This is a genomic window from Pseudoalteromonas sp. C8 (assembly GCF_011378685.1).
Taxonomy (GTDB): Bacteria; Pseudomonadota; Gammaproteobacteria; order Enterobacterales; family Alteromonadaceae; genus Pseudoalteromonas; species Pseudoalteromonas arctica.
Map to the genome: position 1 here is coordinate 251,635 of NZ_WTKT01000002.1, position 18,741 is coordinate 270,375.

An 18,741-nucleotide genomic window follows, 5' to 3' on the forward strand; every position below is an offset into this window, starting at 1 on the left:
TGCGCAAAATAGCGCTGCAACCGAGAAAAATTAGCCTAATTTTATGCATCAAATAGCTGATCTAATTTCAATTTTTGAACGCACTTTTTATCAAAGTCATAATACATGTCTGATAAAAGGCGATTTTGAACCTGTGTATTTACCAGCAACAGAGCACGTGCCATATCACCAAGTTGTATTTGCGCATGGTTTTTATGCTAGTGCATTACATGAGGTTGCACACTGGTTGGTTGCAGGCGATGAACGTCGTTTATTAGAAGATTACGGCTATTGGTATTGTCCTGATGGGCGCGACAAACAAAAACAAGCTGAGTTTGAAAACGTAGAAGTAAAGCCTCAGGCTATAGAGTGGTTATTAAGCACCGCAGCAGGGTTTAATTTTAATGTGTCGGTGGATAACTTAAACGGCGAGCAAACATGTCGGTTTGATTTTCAGCAGCGAGTACATGCACGCGTATTATCGTTAATCGAAAATGGCTTTAACTCTCGTACAGAGTCACTTTTAAAAGCACTCTCTGATTTTTATAATACACAGTGGCCATTAACAGCGCAGCAATTTAATTGGCAACATCCGAAGGAGCTTTGTAATGGCGTTTAAATTAGGTTTAATTGTAAACCCAGTAGCGGGTTTAGGCGGCACAGTTGCTTTAAAAGGTAGTGATGGCGCGCACACAGCCGCTAAAGCAATCGAATTAGGTGCAGAACCCAAAGCAAATAGCCGCACAAAAGCAGCGCTTGAAGTGCTATTGCCTTATAAAGAACGCTTAATCATTTACACCGTTAACGGTGACATGGGTGAGCAAACAGCAAAAGCCTTGGGCTTTAATGTAGAGGTTGTATACAACTCTGCAGTAATAACAACCCCAGATGACACAGAACAAGCAGCAAAAGTACTTAAAGACTTTGGTGTTGATTTAGTTTTATTTGCTGGAGGCGATGGTACAGCGCGTAATATTTGCCATGCAATCGAAGATACCATTCCTGTACTTGGTATTCCTGCAGGCTGTAAAATTCATTCTGGTGTATACGCTATTACACCAAAAGCTGCAGGGCGCGTAGTCGAAATGCTGGTTAAGGGGGAGTTAGTTACCTTAGCTGATGCAGATGTAATGGATATAGATGAAGATGCCTTTAGACAAGGCACAGTAAAAGCAAAGCGCTACGGCGAAATGCAAACACCTAGCGAAGTACGCTATATGCAAGCGGTTAAAAATGGCGGCAAAGAAACCGACGAACTCGTACTTGCCGACATTGCTGCGCATGTTGTATCGCAAATGGATGAAGACACATTTTATATAATGGGTAGCGGCTCAACGGTTGAGGCCATAATGGAAGAAATGGGACTTGAGAATACGTTGCTTGGCGTTGATTTAATAAAAGATCAAACCTTAGTTGCTCAAGATTTAACGGCTAAGCAATTACTTGAGCTTACTCATGATCAAAGTACTAAGTTAGTCATTACGCTCATTGGCGGGCAAGGGCATATATTTGGCCGTGGTAATCAGCAATTGAGCCCTGCGCTTATACGTGCAATTGGCAAAGAAAACATTATTGTAGTAGCAACAAAAACAAAACTACAAGCGCTTAATAGCCGCCCCCTTATTTGTGACACCGGCGATGGCGAATTAGATGATGAATTAACGGGTTATATTAAAGTAACCACCGGATTTAATGACCATATTATGTATGCAGTAGGGCACCAAAACCTTGAAAATACAGGTGCTTTGCAAAACCAGGAGATTAATAAATGAGTTTAGTGAACTATATCGATGCAGCCCAGCAGTACTTCGATGATTTAGTAATAAAAGCAACTGACGATGAGTTATTTGCAGGCGGCTATTTACGAGGTCATTTTGATCTTGCAGTTGGTTATGCCGAAGTAGAAAAGCTGACAATCAGTATAGATGAACTAAACGAAACTGTAGAGCAAAGCTTAGTTAAAGCATATCGCAACGGCGAGCTTAACGAAGAAGACAAGACATTAGTTGCACGCTTGTGGGAAGAAGTTAAAGCCCTCGCTTAAAAGTAAGTGATACAAAAAACACGATTTGTTTATCACTATCGTGTTTTTTTGTGTCCAAAACTTTTAAAGCAGATTTTTATGTTAATTTACTGTTTTGTTTTTATGCGATATTGTTACTAAAAATAAATTTTAGGAACAATAAAAATGAATAATAATCAAGACGCTTTACCTTCAGGGGTTGTTGCGCGTTTTTTAAATTTTGTTGAGCGGGTTGGCAATAAGCTTCCAGATCCAGCCGTAATATTTCTGTTTGCAATGTTATTAATTTGGTTTTTGTCGTGGTGGTTTTCAGGTGTAAGCTTTGATGCAATAGACCCACGTACCGGTGAAGCGATTATTATTAATAATATGCTGGCAAGTGATTCGCTCGCTACTTTTTTATCCTCTATGGTAAAAACCTTTACTGGCTTTGCTCCCTTAGGTGTCGTTTTAGTAGCTATGTTAGGTGTAGGTGTTGCAGAGCATTCGGGCTTCATTAATACCGGCCTTAAGTTAATGCTTAAAGTTACTCCTAAAAAGCTATTAACGCCTTCAATCATCTTAGTGGCCATTGTGAGCCATACCGCTACTGACGCAGGTTATGTATTAGTTATTCCACTTGCCGGTGTTATATTTTATGCTGCAGGACGCCATCCGCTTGCGGGTATTGCAGCGGCATTTGCAGGAGTCAGTGGTGGTTTTGGGGCTAACTTTATTCCATCAGGGATTGATCCATTGCTACAAAGCTTTACCCAAAGTGCGGCGCAAATAATTAATCCTGCAATGACAATTAACCCGTTAAATAACTGGGCATTTGCTTCAGCATCTAGCTTATTTATTGTGGCATTGGGCTGGTACATCACCGATAAAATTATTGAACCACGTTTACAAAAAACAGCGGTTGATGGTGCTAAAGAGGATTTACCTGTATTTGAAGATGCACGTAGTGATGAAAAACGTGCCTTTTATATAGCCAGTACCGTGATGATTGCAGGGCTTGCGTTATTAGCATTTGTCTCTGCTCCAGACGATTCTGCAATGCGCAGTAGTGACGGATCCCTTACTAATTTTAGCTCTCCTTTAATGCAATCAATTGTACCATTAATATTTTTACTTTTTTGGCTACCTGGCACTGTATATGGTTTTACGGTAGGTACCTTTAAAACTTCAAAAGATATGATTAATGCTATGAGTAAAGCGATGAGCGGCATGGCATATTATATCGTCATGGCGTTTTTCTGTTCGCTATTTATTGCTGCATTTAGTAAATCAAATTTAGGTGCATTACTCGCAATCGAAGGTGCGCAGTTATTAAAGGCGATGGAATTGCCAAGCGCAGTAACGGTTGTGGGCATTATCTTTTTAACTGGCTTTGTTAACTTGTTTGTAGGTTCAAGTTCAGCAAAATGGGCGTTACTTGGCCCTATTTTTGTACCGATGTTAATGCAACTTGGCATTTCACCAGACTTAACTCAAGCCGCTTATCGTGTAGGTGACTCAAGTTCTAATATTATTACACCGTTAATGCCTTATTTCCCATTAGTGGTGGTGTACTGTCAAAAGTATGTGAAAGGCACCGGTATAGGTACTTTAATTGCTATTATGCTACCGTACTCAATCGCCTTTATGATTGGCTGGAGTATCTTTTTATTAGGTTACTGGGCACTTGGTATACCTTTAGGTTTAGATGCAAGCTACATTTATCCAGCATTGCCTTAACCTAAACCTTGATTTATGAACCTCACTCACTTGAGTGAGGTTTTTAAATAAAAGTCCTGTAATGTAAAAGTAAGTTTAAGTTACCTTTCTAAATCACTCACTGTATAGCCAAATAAGTTGGCCTCACCAACAATATACACATAATCGTTTTGTTGTTCATTATTGTAGACTTAGCGTCGTACCACCTAAAATCATGAATTTTATTCGTTTTAGGGTCTTTGAAGTATAAATGAGTACAACTATCTTCATACTCGGTGCCACACTTTTGTACATCGGTCAGTATATATTCCTTATACCAATAGCCGCCTTGCGTGTAGTAAGCCCATAATTTAATGGGATCAGAGATAAAAATATAGAGTATTCCATAGATTAATAAAGGGGATAATGGGTACCAATTTCATTTTTGTATCTGAAAAATTGTATTTAAGTGATTCTCTATATTTACTGCAGCGTTTGTATTTATTGAATATAAGTATATTTAAATAGATAAATAGTGCGCAACAGATAATAGGGAGGGCTATAAAGAAAACAACGTCGTATAGCTCATTTGAGATGAATGGTGGATCTGTAAAGTCCATTAAAATAGGAATAGTGATGCATAATAAAATGGAGAGTATTATTGCTACAAAGAGCAAGTTGTCGTAAATCTTTTTCAATTTTTAATTCGTCTGTGAATTATAGCCTTTGTTTAGTTTACAGAGTTTTGTTGTTTTAAAAATCAAAGAAAACGTATTTATGGGTACAAGCAACCTGAACTCTGGCTAATAAAACTATCTCAAGTCGCTATTGAACTGACTCGAAAGTTTACTTTGTATTCACTGTGGCAGCAGCTTAAAAACAAAAAAACCTTGTCACTTTCGTGGCAAGGTTTTTTTATTAAAGAGTCGTTGCTTATTTAGCTGTGAAGCTTACTGGGCGACGTTCTTTACGAGGGCCAGTACGCTTATCACCGCGTTGGCTATCGTCTTTATCTTTACTAAAAGTGCGCTTTTTGTCACCAGCTGGACGCTCAGAGCGTTCTGCACGTGGCTCAGCAGGGCCTTGATCTTGTGTAATTGTTAAGCCCATAGGACGTTTACAAATAAACACTTTTTGGAAATGATCAAGTACATCTTTAGGCATGTTTTGCGGTAATTGAACCGTACTGTGATTGTCGTGTAAACGAATATCACCAATAAACTTGCTTGAGATGTCAGCTTCGTTAGCGATAGCGCCAACAATATTCTTAACCTGAACACCGTGTTCACGACCTACTTCGATACGGTAAGTATCCATAGGGCCTGCATCACGGCTGTTACGTTCGCGAGGTTTACGCTCAGCGCGTTCACCACCACGTTCGCCGCCACGTTCGTTACGACGTCCACGGTCACCACCGCGATCATTGCGGTCGTTACTACGTGGATTGCGATCGTTACGCTCGTTACGTTCACGAGGTTGAATCTTAACTTCTTCAACTTTAATTGGAGACTGTTGCTGTGCTAAACACAATAACGCACCCGCTAAGCTTTCAAGAGGAAGTTCAAGTTTTTCAGCCATGTTAGTAGCTATCTCGTTAAAGAATGTAATATCTTTGTTTTCAAGCGCAATAGTTAATTTTGCTTGTAACGCTTCAATACGTTTTTCTTCAACGATTTTTGCAGTTGGTAATTCAACTTGTGCAATTTCAGACTTCGTATGACGAATGATATTTTTAAGTAAATAACGTTCGTTATGTTTTACGAATAAAATTGCTTTACCAGTACGACCAGCACGACCTGTACGACCGATACGGTGAACGTAGGCTTCAGAATCTTGTGGTATATCGTAGTTGATAACTAAGCTTAAGCGGTCAACATCTAGACCACGAGCAGCAACGTCTGTTGCAATAACAACATTTAGCATGCCGCTTTTTAAGCGTTCTACAGTGCGTTCACGTGCTTGCTGGTTCATATCACCATTAAGTGGAGCAGCAGAGAAACCTTCGCGCTCTAATAACTCAGCAAGTTGTACTGTATCGTTACGCGTACGTACGAAAACAATAGCACCTTCATACTGTTCAGCTTCTAAGAAGCGAACAATAGCTTTATTTTTATGTACGCTTGCATTCCAAAACACTTGCTCAACAGATGATACTGTAGAGTTACGCGCAGAAATATGAACCTGTTCAGGATTGTTCATATACTTGCTGCTGATGTTTTGAATTTGCTTAGGCATAGTCGCAGAGAAAAGACATGTTTGCTTTTCGCGCGGTGTTTTTTCCATGATGCTTTCTACATCATCGATAAAGCCCATACGTAACATTTCATCGGCTTCATCAAGTACAAGTGCTTGTAGAGCATCAAACTTGATAGTGCCACGGTTAATGTGATCGATTAAACGACCTGGAGTTGCAACAATAACCTGAGCGCCACGACGAAGTGCGCTTAATTGGATACTGTAGCTTTGGCCACCATATAGTGCCAATACTTCAATACCACGAACATGTTTAGCATATTGTTCGAATGCCTCAGCAACTTGGATCGCAAGCTCACGTGTTGGTGTGAGTACAAGGATCTGTGGCTGTTTCACAGACGGGTCAATATTATTTAGTAATGGCAGTGCAAATGCTGCGGTTTTACCTGTACCCGTTTGAGCTAGTCCCAGTACGTCCTTTCTTTCTAGCAATAACGGTATACATTGAGCTTGGATTTCAGATGGTGTCTTGTAACCCAACTCTTCAACTGCCTTCAAAATTGCAGGAGAAAGATTTAGAGATTCAAACGTGACTGGTTCTGACATTAATACGCCTCAACGAATTTAAAGAGGCGCGCATTATATAGGATTCGCGAGGCAAATGCTTGTATAAATTGAAACTAATTTGTATGTGTTTGATGTTGTTCGAAATTTAACCAGCTCAATGTAGGGTTTATTAAACTGGTTAACATATTTAATACAAAGCTTATTTATACAAGCCTAGGTTTTCTTTTGCGTAAGCTTCAAATTCTGTAAATCCACCAATGTGATTTTGGTCTACAAAAATTTGTGGAACAGTAGGGCAAGGCTTACCCGCTGACTTTTCAAGGTCGGCTTTACTAATGCCTTCTTTAATTATGTCAATGTAACGAAATTTAAAGTCATCACGTTCATTTGATAATTGCTCAGCAACATCTTTCGCACGAACACAAAATGGACAGCCTTCACGGCCAAAAATTACGGTTAACATAGCTTTCTCCTCAATTTGATTAATATCAGTTTAAATGAATGGAAAATTATTTAAAGAGAAAAAAATCGATTGCACCATTCTAATAAAAGCATAAATCATATTATGCATAGCAATATGATTTGCAAAATGCGAATGAAAAACCAGAGCCCTGTTTGTCTAATACTTAAGTCTATGAATGCAAGTATGTTTACAAGAATTAATTTATGGCACATAACTTGATGATGTAGAGCTATACATTGGGTTAACGAGAATGCTTTATGAATATTAATAGTCACGTTTTAGAAATTATCCAAGGGGTAATAGGTAAATATTGTGAAACCCAAAGTCAAAAATTCTCTATTACCTTAATCAACAAGTTGCAATGTAACTACGTCTGTTTGCAAATTCCGCCAGAGCAAATGATTGCACAATGCGAGGCGTTTCTTACTCCGGCGCTAGCAGCAGTAAAGCAGTGCTTTTTACTTAACCTCGAAGCAAATATTCAGGGAGTTAGTATTCACTATCAGATTGATGATTCTGAACAAGTAAACACGTTGGATTTTCACGGGCTCTTAGCAACTAAAGAGTCTGTTAGTTTAGCGCTTGATGTTAGACAAAATGTAGACGTTTTAACTGATTGCGAAGCGTTACTCAAAAGCTGTTTAAAAATGTCAGCTAATACTCACGATCGTTTTGGTTTAAATTTTAAATTATTTAATAGCACGCTTAGAGAGTCTGCACAGCTAGAGGATTTACGCCATCTTAGTGGTAACGCATTAATTGATAAATTAAATAGTGACAGCTTAAATACACACATAAAGTTGTGCTCTATTAACGACATTTACGAGCTGAGCCAAGCTCATAAACTATCTAAAAAAATATTAGGCTGGCCATTTTTTGATACCGACTTAATTACTATTTTAACAACATTTCACACACAAACACGTTTATCGGTATTAGTAGCAGACGACAGCTTACCGAGCCAAATTGCTACAAAAGTAATGCTTGAAATGCTGGGCTGCTTAGTAACGTGTGCAGAAAATGGTGCCAGTGCATTAACGCTTGCTCAAAATGAACCATTTGACTTGCTACTTTTAGATGAGCGTATGCCAGGAATGTTTGGTAGCGATGTGGCGCAGCAATTAGTTAGGCAAAATACACCTAATAACAATACTCCTAAAGTTATTTTAACGGGGTTGACAGGCGATGAGCAAATAGCTGAGTTGTTTGATAAAGGAATTACTCACTATTTACAGAAGCCAGTGACAAAAGCGGTACTTGAGAAATTTATTAAACCTTGGCAGTTAGCCTCTTAAATTAATTAATAAGGAGAGAGTTATGGATGATTTCTCTAAGACAGCACCTATTTTAATTGGTTTTCAAAACAATTACTTTTTGCCAAAAGGCATTTTGTATGACGAGGTTGAAGAGTCATCAAGAATTATTGGCGTGGGGGAAAGTACACTCTATTTATTGACCTTCTGCGCAGAGCAATTTGCTTTAGTTATTAATACACCCATTCACTTTACGCAAAACTATAGCGAGCTTAAAAATCCGATTGGTATATTAAAAGTCATTGCGGTGGGGGCATTTAAAGTGGGTTCGTACGGTGCTCAAACCATTAAGCAGCTAGACCTTTTTAGTAATATTATAGAGGTGGTATTTGGGAAAAGAAGTTTAAATGCTTTTACACATATAGGTTTAGCCGAAAACATCAAAAAACATGGGGCCACTAATATAATTTTAGCGGGTACTGTGTCTTCTATCTGTATTGATTCAACTGTGCGCACTGCTGTTGTACTTGGTTCTAATGCCACTATTTTAAGTGACTGCACACCGAGACGCACTCCTTTTGAACAAACATTCTACTGTGAAAAGGTTTCCCTTCTTTATGCACGAGTTTGTCAGAGTAATACTTTTATAAAGTATTGGAGAGATCATGAATAATAATGATGAGCTACAAGTTCAAATCCAATATGCACTAGTTGAAAAACTTTCCAATAGTAATCGACGTCAAGCAAAGCTATTAGCTATTTTAGATGAGTGTATTTTTGAGTGTGATAAACATTTGAATTTTACTTATATTAATGAAGCTTGGGAGAAGAAGTTAGGTTACTCAACCGATTCATTAATTGGCTCCAATATTACTAAGTTAATGAATTGCGATGATATTATGCATTTTGTCGCATACAGCTGTTGTTTACTAGAAGGGAAGCAGGCTCCCAGTGTAGAAATACAAATTAAAAGCAGCATCGGGCTCATGAACTGGTTTGAGTTAAGGTTAGTTTATGATGAAAAAAGCGGCTTTATAGGCTCGTTCTATGACATTCAACGTCATAAAGATTCTCAATTTTTGCTAATGCAACAGCAAAAATATGTTAAACGCTTATCGCTTGTTGCGAGCCATACAAATAACTTAGTGATTATTACAGATAGGTTTGGTGTGATTGAGTGGGTTAACAATAGTTTTGAAGTACTTACAGGCTACACCTGTGATGAGGTTATAGGCACTAGCCCAGGTCAATTGCTACAAGGGCCAAAAACATGTGAAAAAAGCCGTAAGGTTATGTCTCATGCCGTAAAAAATGGACTTCCTTTTCAAGTTGAAACTACAAATTACGATAAAAACGGTAATATTTATTGGGTTGCTATTGATGCAAACCCAGTGCGAGATGATGAAGGTCAAGTAAAGCACTTTATCGCTATAGAAACTAATATCACGCAGCGAGTTAAAGCTGAACAAGCAATGGCAGAGATAGAATATAACTATCACTCTGTCGTAGATAATATTCCTGATATTGTTTTACGCCTTGATACATTTGGCAACCTATTATTTATAAATCAAGCATGGCAACGCGTCTTACACAGCAATGTAGATGAGAGCCTTGGCTTACCTATAATTAAGTTTATAGCAAAAGAAGATGTAGAAAAAATTAGTAGCACTTTGCTTGATTATAAACATGGTAAGCGTGATATACGTCGCTTTGATATACGTTTGATTAATGCACAAGGGATAAATAATTGGGTTGAAATGACACTTACTCCCATTGTGGGTGGCTACGAAAGCGATTTGTTATCTATTGCCGCAACACTTGTTGATATACAAGAACGTATTGAAAGCGAGCAAATATTGCTTGAAGCTAAACATCAGGCAGAAACATTAGCTGAGTCTAAAAGCCGATTTATGGCAAATATTAGCCATGAAATTCGCACGCCATTAAATGCCGTTATTGGCTCTGCAGATATTTTGCATCATACCGGTTTAACTTCTGAGCAAATGCGTTACACACAAATGATTAAAACAAGCTCTGATGCATTACTGAGTGTATTGGATGATGTATTAACGTATTCGCGTTTTGAAGCACAAGCTATAACACTCGATAATCAGCCATTTAGTATTGATACGTGTATTGAAGAAGCAATAGATATAATTTCCCAAAGCGCTTTGCAAAAAGGGCTTGAGGTTGTTTTTGATTTTTATCCTGATGTCCCCGCTCAAGTAATTGGTGATCATGCACGTATAAGGCAAATAGCCATTAATTTATTAGCCAATGCGATTAAGTTTACTCAGCAAGGCGTAATAACGGTGACCGTTAGATGTACTTACATTGGAGCCAATAATTTAAATCTTCATTTATCAGTAAAAGACACTGGAATGGGAATCGCAAAAAATAAAATAGAAAGTATGTTTATGCCTTTTATTCAATCAGATAATTCAATTACCCGAAAACATGGTGGTAGTGGCTTAGGCCTTGCTATATGTAAGCAAATTTGTGATGTAGTAGGGGGAGATATTTCGGTTAACTCTGAGCTCAATAAAGGGAGTGAGTTTATCGTTAATTACCCGTTACAAATAGACACAACCGACTCAATATTGCGAGAGGGGTTTGCAGCACGAAGTAAAAAGCCAAGAGTATGGATTGTAGGACATAACCAAATTTTAAAAACCGCGTTGGAGCACACACTCACTCGGTTTTCTATCGCTTTTGAGCACTATGAAATATGCCCAGATATCCCTGAGTATGATAGTTTTCCTGATGCAATTGTATTAACTGATCCTCCAATGCTAGCCCAAACACGCGAGTGTATAAATACATATAACTCCCTTAATTCACCGTGTTTACTTATCTTAGACTTACTAGGTGAAAGCTTATTACCGCAAAATCTTAACGACAGAGAGCTTAGGTTAAATGGCCCTTTTAAAGTATCGCATGTACCGCGAGCAATTAGTTTATTGGAAGAGCAGTTATTTCATTTAGATATTATATTTACTAATCGTGAACAAAAAGAAGCCTTAGAAAGCTCTTCAGGGTTAACTCAGTTGAATGGGACCAATGTATTGGTTGCTGAAGATAATACTAATAATCAAATAGTAATAAGACAGTTTTTAGAGCAAAAAGGTTGTCGGGTATATGTTGCTAGCGATGGGCAGGAGGCAATAACCAAGGCTAAAAACAATAAACTTGATATTATTTTTATGGATATCCAGATGCCAATACTAGATGGGATCTCTGCAACTAAAGCAATCAGAAAGTTAGGTATAGTCACCCCTATAATAGCGCTCACAGCAAATGCAATTCATGGTGATAAAGAGCGATTTATTGAAGTGGGGATGAATGATTATTTAGCTAAACCAATTGTAAGTGAAACACTTTATTTATTGCTTGATAAATATGCACCAAAGCAGGCTATTGAATCTAAGCATCTAAAGCTTACTCGTTTAGCGCAAGTGTGGGAAAAGCTGAGCTGAGCAATGAAGGTTAGGGTCTGTTGAACTTTCAGGGTTAAATTTGCAGCAGTCTGTTTGGTATTTAGGCCAGGCAGAGCCTATGCAGTGTGGTTATTCCCCATAAATGGGCGATAACGTAGCATTAATGCCAAACAGGCGCTGCCCAAAAGGTTCTTCCTAGGGGCTATTTACTCTTTGTTGCTCGGTTTTTACTTAGCCCGCTAGGTTACAAACCTCGCGCCGCGATTAAACCGCCTCTAGTTTGAACAAATTTTAATCCGCAAAGATCAACAGACCCTAATATAAAAAGTGGGTTTGTGTTGCATAAAACTTGATAAACGAAGAAATTAACCTAGTATTTTAGGAGTAAGTTAAATTTATTTTTTAGTATTTAATGAGTGTTTTTATTATAGTTTTTCAATTTGATTCGCAAATTGCAATTCAAAATAAAAATACAACGTTACGAATTATTTTTGGATTCTAAATTACATTTTTAATTTTTTTAATACTTTGATTTTGTTGTTTATTTTATCTTTCGTTTGTTTTTGTTTAGTTGGCACGGCTTTCGCAACATATTAAATATCAAATCAAGACGAATTTAGTTAAATTTTAAGGGGTGCAAAATGCAAACAAACACAAAAGCTAAACAACAGCCTAAAGGTAACAATTGGGTACTAACACCTGAAATTATGGTTTTGTCTATTTTGCTTGTTGCCACTTTAATAATAGGTATTACAGTTTTACGAGGTAGCGATTCGATTGAACCGTTGGCAGATATACAGCCAATTACTTTTACACAAGCTGATGTTGAAAACGCACAGTTGATGAGTAATACATTTGACTCGCAAAATACTAACTATGCACAACATGTAACTGCTCCTAAAAACGAAAATAACGACACTCTTTCAAACTAGAGACTTTTGCGCAGGTAACTATTTATAGTTGCCTGCGTTTTTTTATGTTCCTACCACCGTTTTAACTTTCTATCCCTCCCTATAAAATTAGCTATATGCTTTTAAATTTAGATTGTGCTTAACCTAAACAGGGTTTTATCAAAGCTTTCTCTTTTCTCACCTACAATTGCTAACACTAGCTTTAGTAGCAGCTATTAACTGGCTTATCTGTGCTTTATAGGCTCGATTAAGCGCTCATTTGCCAATTTAGGTGCATAGCAAACTGAATTGCAAAATGCGAATAAAGTGGGAGAACTAAAATCTTTTAACCTTCCAATTTAACCGCCTGAATCCATTGGTTTTTATTTCTATTTTTCCACATTTAAAATGGCCTGTAAATTGCTACTCATTATAATAAGTCACTAAGAGTGAAAAACGGAGCAAAATCATGAGTGCGTTTAAATACCTAGAATCGGAAAGCCCAGTCAATCTCGCAAGGTGGCATGAGTTAGAAAGAATCATGTCTGATTCAATGCAAAATAATTATTTTAAAATGGTTTATCAACCGCTTGTATCATTAGGAACGGGAAAGTTGGTCGGCTTTGAGTCGTTAGTAAGGTGCCAATCACCGCGCTTTGGTATTGTAGGCCCTGATGAGTTTATCCCTCATGTAGAGCAATCGGGAATGATTTTAGAATTAGGTGACTGGATTTTTGAGCAATGTTTGTCTGATTTAAAGCAGATGCGACATTTTGGTATGACAGATATTGCTGTTTCTTTAAATATTTCACCGGTACAAATTTTAGATGGTGATGTGTTTTCAAAAGTAATGTCTTTGCTAGAAAAGCACCAAATACCACCAGAGGCCATCAAAGTAGAACTAACGGAAACAGCGCTCATTCATAGTCCTGATAAAATAGCTAAGGCGTTTGAAAACTTCCATAAAGAAGGCGTAAAGGTGTGGATTGATGATTTTGGCACTGGGTACGCGTCTTTAGGTCTACTTCGTCAATTTGATATTGATGGTTTAAAAATTGATCGCAGTTTTGTAAGTGGTATTGCAACTAATAATGAAGACTTTACGTTATGTAGTGCAATTATTGCGATGGCTCAGCGATTGGGCTTACAAACTGTAGCAGAAGGCATTGAAGAGAATGAGCAATTACAAATATTAGAACAACTTGGTTGTGATATTGCTCAGGGGTACTTGCTCGATAAACCGCAAACATTAACAAAAAGTATTGATACCTGGGCTCTGTAATTGTTTATATTCATTTTGATTTGCAAAATGCAAAAAATAAATTACTCTTAAACTACAACACTTACATTTTATTAGTGTACGAAGCTTTAACTTACACAAAGGTTATTTATGCCTATATCAGAGCAGTTTATCGATAAAAGTATTACTGAGCTAAACGTTTTAATGCAACTTGAAAAGGATGTTGGAATAAGCGTTTTAGCCCGATTAGTAAACTTATTTATCGATGAATTAGTTACTATGGCAAACCAATTAGATACGGCAATTAGTAATGCAGATATTATAAAAATTAGAGAAATAATGCATGTTTTGAAAAACTCAGCTGCTTTATATGGAGCCGCTCCTTTAGCTGCATTGGCAACACAGTTACACGATTCACCACCACCAACCACAGAAGAAAATTTGCACGCAGCGCTTGTTATTAAGCATAACTTGGATAAAACCCGAGATGCATATCAAATAATGAGTAAGAGTATAGCTATCTAGGAGAAAGCCGTGTCAGATATAATGGGTAAAGGTCTTGTTTATATAGTTGAAGATAGCATCGCAAGTGGTGCTTTGTACGCAAGTCAGCTAGAGCAAGTAGGTTTTGAATGTAAGCATTTCGCAGATGGGTATTCTGCGTTGGTCGGTATTAAAGAAAAAATGCCTGCGGTGATAGTACAAGACGTATGTTTGCCCGATATAAGTGGGCTTGAAGTTTTACAATTTGTAAATAAACAAAAAAATCCTGCTAATGTAGTCATGATCACCTCAAATAGTTCTATTGATATTGCAGTGGAAGCTATGCGTTTAGGTGGCTTTGACTTTTTAGAAAAACCCTTCACAAGTCAGCGACTTATTAGCTCAGTAGAAAGTGCGTTAACACCCAAAGAGCAAACTAAAGTACAACCTTTGGTTCAAAGCAGTGATAAAAGCCAAGATTTTGTTGGTGAATCTCTCGCAATGAAAACCGTTTTTAGATTGCTAGATAGTGCAGCTAGAAGCAAAGCATGCGTATTTATTACAGGTGAAAGTGGAACCGGTAAAGAAGTTTGTGCACAAACTCTTCATGATGCAAGTCCCCGAAATAAAGGGCCGTTTATTGCTATAAACTGTGCTGCGATCCCTGCTGAATTATTTGAGTCTGAATTTTTTGGGCATGTTAAAGGGGCATTTAGTGGCGCTTTAAGCGATCGAAAGGGCGCTGTTGAAGTGGCCAACGGCGGTACGTTATTTCTAGATGAACTATGTGAAATGGAGCTTAACTTACAAGCTAAGTTATTACGCTTTTTACAAACCGGCATATTTAGCAAGGTTGGTAGCAGCGAGGTACTACACAGCGATGTTCGCTTGGTATGTGCAACCAACAGAAATCCAATAATAGAGGTAGCAGAGGGGCGCTTTAGAGAAGATTTATATTATCGTTTAAATGTTATCCCCGTAAAGCTGCCGCCTTTAAGGGAGCGCGGAAACGATATTTTACTGCTCGCTGAGTATATTTTAAAACAAAAAAGCGATAGCAACGCTAAACATTTTATTGGCTTTTCTGATGAAGTTAAGGCGCTTTTTTGTAATTACGATTGGCCAGGAAATATACGCGAACTGCAAAATGTAATTGAAAATACAGTCGTTATTAATGATGGCGATGTAATAGAAAGAGATATGCTACCAAATTCATTTGGTCTAGGCGCTGTAAAACACTCAAGCTCAGCTAAGTCAATTCACAATACAAACGATCAGAGTGTTCAATTATCTCCTATGTCGGTTCACGATATAGAACCATTATGGCAAGTTGAAAAAAGGGCTATTGAAAACGCAATCAAAAGCTGCGAAGACAATATTCCTCTTGCTGCTGCTTATTTAGGGGTAAGTGCATCTACCATTTATAGAAAAATAAAGGGATGGTCTTAAAGCTTTAATAGATTTTAATTGCAATTTTAGGTTGAATTAATAAAAGTTACCCTAAACTCTATGTGTAAGAGCAAAATTAATTTTTAATCTGAAATAGTAAAAGGAGATCGCAATGAGTAACACTAGTTTAAAACCTGCGGATATTATGCCATCACTAGTAGTGAGTGATGTTGATGAGAAAAAGGTAGATTTAGTTGACAGAATAAGTGACTCTCCGTGGAAAATGATTGTTGTTTATCGAGGCCAGCACTGCCCTAAATGTACTGCGCAACTCAACGAGCTTGCTAAAGTTCATAAAGACTTTAAAGAGGCTGGAGTTGAAGTGGTTGCAGTAAGTGGTGATAGCCATGAGCAGCTTAATAAACATCTTGAAAAAATAGATATTAACTTCCCAATTTACTATGGTTTAACAATCGAACAAATGACTGATTTAGGGCTACATATTAGCGAGCCTCGCAGTGGTGCAGAAACTGATCATCCATTTGCTGAACCAGGAATTTATGTGCTTAATGAAAAAAATCAGCTTCAAATGGTCGATATATCAAACAGCCCGTTTGTTCGTCCTGATTTAGAGCAACTGCTAGGTGGGATTAAGTTTTCAAGAGAAAACGACTATCCAATCCGGGGCACATTTATTAAATAGTATTCATTTTACATGGTTTCAAAAAAGGCACTCTTCAGTGCCTTTTTTATTTATTTTTAATAAATTTACTTGAAAACAATTTTACCGTCCATATATAGTTAAGTAGGACGCCTGATGGGTCCTAAATTAAACTTAAACAATTGAAATCTATATTATTAATTAAACTTTGCTTGAGCTTGTTCAATAGAAAAGCACATGCAAAATATCGCTTAAATATGAGGATATTATTATGCGTACAGTAGACTTATCACCACTTTATCGTTCATTTATCGGCTTCGAACATTTAGCATCACTTATGGATGCGGCAGCTAATACAGACAAGCAGCCGAGTTTTCCTCCTTACAATATAGAAGCACTCGATAAAGACAAATACAGAATCACTATGGCCGTTGCCGGTTTTAGTGATAGTGAATTAACCATTGAGTCAGAAAACAACACATTAAAAGTTGCAGGTATTAAAGCTAATAAAGATGAAAATAATGAACGTAAGTTTATTCATCAAGGTATAGCAGAGCGTAACTTTGAACGTAAATTTCAGCTTGGAGACCATGTAAAAGTACTTGGTGCCGATTTAGCTAACGGCTTATTAAGCATAGAGTTACAGCGTGAAATTCCTGAAGCACTTAAACCACGTAAAATAGAAATTGGTAATAGCAATCTAATAGAAGGTAAATAGTCTTCTAAAGTACATATTCCCCTGATTATTTAGCCGCCTCATTTGAGGCGGTTTTTTTACTTAAAGCGCTTCTAAATTATTAAGGTAGTAGGTTGCTTGTTGCAGCGTTTGTTCTTGAAGTGTTTCATCTTGTTTATCCCAGTTTTTATATACCATACCAATACGTGGATTCTTCTCTAGCCTGTCTCTGTGTCTATTCATGAAATGCCAATACAAACTATTTAGCGGGCAGGCTTTATCTCCTACTTTTTGTTTAACATCGTACTGACAGCTTTTGCAGTAATCGCTCATTTTATTAATGTAGTTACCGCTTGCAGCATAAGGCTTTGTTGCAATTATTCCATCATCGGCAAACTGACTCATGCCTCGGGTGTTGGGCATTTCTACCCATTCTATGGCATCTATATAAACGCCTAAGTACCAGTTGTCTACGTCATCAGGGTTAATACCTGTGAGCATGCAAAAGTTCCCAATAACCATTAGGCGCTGAATATGATGAGCATAAGCGGTTTCAAGGCTTTGCTTGAGTGAGTGGCTTAGACAATTCATTTTTGTAGAGCTGTTCCAAAAATAAGATGGCAGTTTATTTTTGGCTTGTAATTGATTTTTAACTGCGTAGTCGGGCATGTTAATCCAATAAATGGCACGTACATACTCTCTCCAGCCTAATATTTGCCTGGTAAAGCCCTCTACTTGCGAGAGGGATATTTCATTGGGTCTTTGTTCGTATTCGCTTATTACACGTTTGATTACATATAACGGGTGGAGTATTTTTGCGTTTAGGGCAAACGATAAACGGCTATGGTACAGGCTGGTATTATTTTTACTTTGATCTGTCATCGCATCTTGAAAGTGACCAAAGCGACTAAGTAAGTGCTCACAAAAGTATTCAAGAGATTCAATCGCTTGTTTACGCGTTGTTGGCCACTCCAGTGAATGTTCATTTATTTCACCCAAATAAGCGACGTTGTGTTTATTTAAACGAGAAATAATGCTGCTAACATCAGTATTGAATAACTTAGGCTCTGGGATGTCGGCTAAGTCTTTTTTGGAAAATTTATTACGATTATTACTATCAAAATTCCATTTGCCACCAGTTGGCTTTGCATCATCAATTAATATATTAAATTGCTTACGCATAGCACGATAAAAGTGCTCCATTGTTACATGCTTGTTTTTTGTAAAGCGTGTTTTTATATCGGTGAACGGTAATAAAAAGTGTTCAGTATCTGTAGCAATTACATTTAATGAGCTATCACTTTTAAACTTAGCTAATTGAGATTTTAGCCTAAACTCGTCAGGGTATTGATATTCAATAGAGTCGCATTGGTATTTATCGGCAACTCGCTTGAGTAATTCAATCAAGTCTTTGTCGTCATCGGTATCATCAAGTGTTAAATGCAAAACATTAAAACCTGCCGTGTTTAATGCTGTTGCAAAGTTTTCCATAGCATTAAAAAAAGCACACAGTTTTTGAATGTGATGTTTAACGTAGTCAGTTTCTTGTTTTAGTTCTGCGATGAGGTAAAGCGTGTCGTCGTCTTTTTGCTTGTACCATGAATGAGATGGGTTTAGCTGATCGCCTAGTATTAGTCTGAGTGTTTTGTGATGGGTCATAGTAAAGCCAAATTTTTTTATACGGACGTATTTAATTAAAGGATCGTTTTACTATTTAACTACGAGTGAATAGAGCAAAAAGGCTTAACCGATTATCAAGGCAATAAAGGCGTGTTGGATCATGGTGTGCAAATGAGTTTAATTAATGGGG

General features: G+C 37.5%; 16 protein-coding genes. 13 read left to right on the plus strand and 3 right to left on the minus strand.

Annotated features, from left to right (window positions below; genetic code table 11):
• The first annotated feature begins 43 nt into the window (after positions 1-43).
• From GQR39_RS03060 to GQR39_RS03075, 4 genes are all read left to right on the plus strand, one after another.
• On the plus strand, positions 44-598 hold the full coding sequence (locus GQR39_RS03060; protein WP_010554670.1) for an elongation factor P hydroxylase: 555 nt from the start codon (positions 44-46) through the stop codon (positions 596-598).
• Positions 588-1,751, plus strand: coding sequence for an ATP-NAD kinase family protein (locus tag GQR39_RS03065; protein WP_165734795.1), 1,164 nt, complete (start codon positions 588-590; stop codon positions 1,749-1,751). The genes GQR39_RS03060 and GQR39_RS03065 overlap by 11 nt, the downstream gene beginning before the upstream one ends.
• A complete protein-coding gene (locus tag GQR39_RS03070; RefSeq protein WP_002962183.1) occupies positions 1,748-2,023 on the plus strand; it encodes a YfcL family protein in 276 nt (91 codons plus the stop codon). The genes GQR39_RS03065 and GQR39_RS03070 overlap by 4 nt, the downstream gene beginning before the upstream one ends.
• 144 nt (positions 2,024-2,167) lie before the next feature.
• Positions 2,168-3,721, plus strand: a complete 1,554-nt coding sequence (locus GQR39_RS03075; protein WP_165734796.1) for an AbgT family transporter — start codon at positions 2,168-2,170, stop codon at positions 3,719-3,721.
• 891 nt (positions 3,722-4,612) lie between these two features.
• Here the strand turns inward: GQR39_RS03075 and GQR39_RS03085 are convergent.
• Together GQR39_RS03085 and GQR39_RS03090 are read right to left on the minus strand one after the other, a co-directional pair.
• Complete coding sequence (locus GQR39_RS03085) at positions 4,613-6,478, minus strand: DEAD/DEAH box helicase (protein ID WP_007585469.1); 1,866 nt, start codon at positions 6,476-6,478, stop codon at positions 4,613-4,615.
• 160 nt (positions 6,479-6,638) lie between these two features.
• Complete coding sequence (locus GQR39_RS03090) at positions 6,639-6,902, minus strand: GrxA family glutaredoxin (RefSeq protein WP_007585470.1); 264 nt, start codon at positions 6,900-6,902, stop codon at positions 6,639-6,641.
• A 257-nt stretch (positions 6,903-7,159) separates the two neighbouring features.
• On the opposite strand from GQR39_RS03090, the gene GQR39_RS03095 reads away from it, so the two are divergent.
• The 9 genes from GQR39_RS03095 (at position 7,160) to GQR39_RS03135 (ending at position 16,973) form a co-directional block, all read left to right on the plus strand.
• Positions 7,160-8,197 (plus strand): response regulator, encoded by a 1,038-nt coding sequence (locus GQR39_RS03095; RefSeq protein ID WP_010554674.1) that lies wholly within the window; start codon positions 7,160-7,162, stop codon positions 8,195-8,197.
• Positions 8,198-8,219: 22 nt separating this feature from the next.
• Entirely contained in the window at positions 8,220-8,828 is a 609-nt protein-coding gene (locus GQR39_RS03100; protein WP_165734797.1) for an isochorismatase family cysteine hydrolase, read from the plus strand.
• Positions 8,821-11,631 carry a PAS domain-containing hybrid sensor histidine kinase/response regulator gene (locus GQR39_RS03105; RefSeq protein ID WP_165734798.1) on the plus strand — a complete coding sequence of 937 codons (2,811 nt, stop codon included), beginning with the start codon at positions 8,821-8,823 and terminating at the stop codon, positions 11,629-11,631. Before GQR39_RS03100 ends, GQR39_RS03105 begins: the two co-directional genes overlap by 8 nt.
• A gap of 602 nt (positions 11,632-12,233) precedes the next feature.
• On the plus strand, positions 12,234-12,524 hold the full coding sequence (locus tag GQR39_RS03110; RefSeq protein WP_024591629.1) for a hypothetical protein: 291 nt from the start codon (positions 12,234-12,236) through the stop codon (positions 12,522-12,524).
• A 427-nt stretch (positions 12,525-12,951) separates the two neighbouring features.
• Positions 12,952-13,764, plus strand: a complete 813-nt coding sequence (locus tag GQR39_RS03115) for an EAL domain-containing protein (RefSeq protein WP_240918168.1) — start codon at positions 12,952-12,954, stop codon at positions 13,762-13,764.
• Positions 13,765-13,872: 108 nt separating this feature from the next.
• Complete coding sequence (locus tag GQR39_RS03120) at positions 13,873-14,247, plus strand: Hpt domain-containing protein (protein ID WP_165734799.1); 375 nt, start codon at positions 13,873-13,875, stop codon at positions 14,245-14,247.
• 9 nt (positions 14,248-14,256) lie between these two features.
• Positions 14,257-15,654 (plus strand): sigma-54 dependent transcriptional regulator, encoded by a 1,398-nt coding sequence (locus GQR39_RS03125; RefSeq protein ID WP_346774484.1) that lies wholly within the window; start codon positions 14,257-14,259, stop codon positions 15,652-15,654.
• A gap of 112 nt (positions 15,655-15,766) precedes the next feature.
• Positions 15,767-16,297: a peroxiredoxin-like family protein gene (locus GQR39_RS03130; RefSeq protein WP_007585494.1), complete on the plus strand. Its 531-nt coding sequence runs from the start codon at positions 15,767-15,769 to the stop codon at positions 16,295-16,297.
• A gap of 229 nt (positions 16,298-16,526) precedes the next feature.
• On the plus strand, positions 16,527-16,973 hold the full coding sequence (locus GQR39_RS03135) for an Hsp20 family protein (RefSeq protein WP_007585496.1): 447 nt from the start codon (positions 16,527-16,529) through the stop codon (positions 16,971-16,973).
• 60 nt (positions 16,974-17,033) lie between these two features.
• On the opposite strand, the gene GQR39_RS03140 is transcribed toward GQR39_RS03135, so the two are convergent.
• Positions 17,034-18,590, minus strand: a complete 1,557-nt coding sequence (locus GQR39_RS03140) for a cryptochrome/photolyase family protein (protein WP_101217269.1) — start codon at positions 18,588-18,590, stop codon at positions 17,034-17,036.
• Positions 18,591-18,741: the final 151 nt, after the last annotated feature.

Coding starts and splice junctions, on each gene's coding strand:
- GQR39_RS03100 (WP_165734797.1), top strand. CDS start 8,220: ATGGATGATTTCTCTAAGACAGCACCTATTTTAATTGGTTTTCAAAAC.
- GQR39_RS03085 (WP_007585469.1), bottom strand. CDS start 6,478: ATGTCAGAACCAGTCACGTTTGAATCTCTAAATCTTTCTCCTGCAATT.
- GQR39_RS03060 (WP_010554670.1), top strand. CDS start 44: ATGCATCAAATAGCTGATCTAATTTCAATTTTTGAACGCACTTTTTAT.
- GQR39_RS03110 (WP_024591629.1), top strand. CDS start 12,234: ATGCAAACAAACACAAAAGCTAAACAACAGCCTAAAGGTAACAATTGG.
- GQR39_RS03090 (WP_007585470.1), bottom strand. CDS start 6,902: ATGTTAACCGTAATTTTTGGCCGTGAAGGCTGTCCATTTTGTGTTCGT.
- GQR39_RS03065 (WP_165734795.1), top strand. CDS start 588: ATGGCGTTTAAATTAGGTTTAATTGTAAACCCAGTAGCGGGTTTAGGC.
- GQR39_RS03070 (WP_002962183.1), top strand. CDS start 1,748: ATGAGTTTAGTGAACTATATCGATGCAGCCCAGCAGTACTTCGATGAT.
- GQR39_RS03140 (WP_101217269.1), bottom strand. CDS start 18,590: ATGACCCATCACAAAACACTCAGACTAATACTAGGCGATCAGCTAAAC.
- GQR39_RS03135 (WP_007585496.1), top strand. CDS start 16,527: ATGCGTACAGTAGACTTATCACCACTTTATCGTTCATTTATCGGCTTC.
- GQR39_RS03130 (WP_007585494.1), top strand. CDS start 15,767: ATGAGTAACACTAGTTTAAAACCTGCGGATATTATGCCATCACTAGTA.
- GQR39_RS03075 (WP_165734796.1), top strand. CDS start 2,168: ATGAATAATAATCAAGACGCTTTACCTTCAGGGGTTGTTGCGCGTTTT.
- GQR39_RS03105 (WP_165734798.1), top strand. CDS start 8,821: ATGAATAATAATGATGAGCTACAAGTTCAAATCCAATATGCACTAGTT.
- GQR39_RS03115 (WP_240918168.1), top strand. CDS start 12,952: ATGAGTGCGTTTAAATACCTAGAATCGGAAAGCCCAGTCAATCTCGCA.
- GQR39_RS03120 (WP_165734799.1), top strand. CDS start 13,873: ATGCCTATATCAGAGCAGTTTATCGATAAAAGTATTACTGAGCTAAAC.
- GQR39_RS03095 (WP_010554674.1), top strand. CDS start 7,160: ATGAATATTAATAGTCACGTTTTAGAAATTATCCAAGGGGTAATAGGT.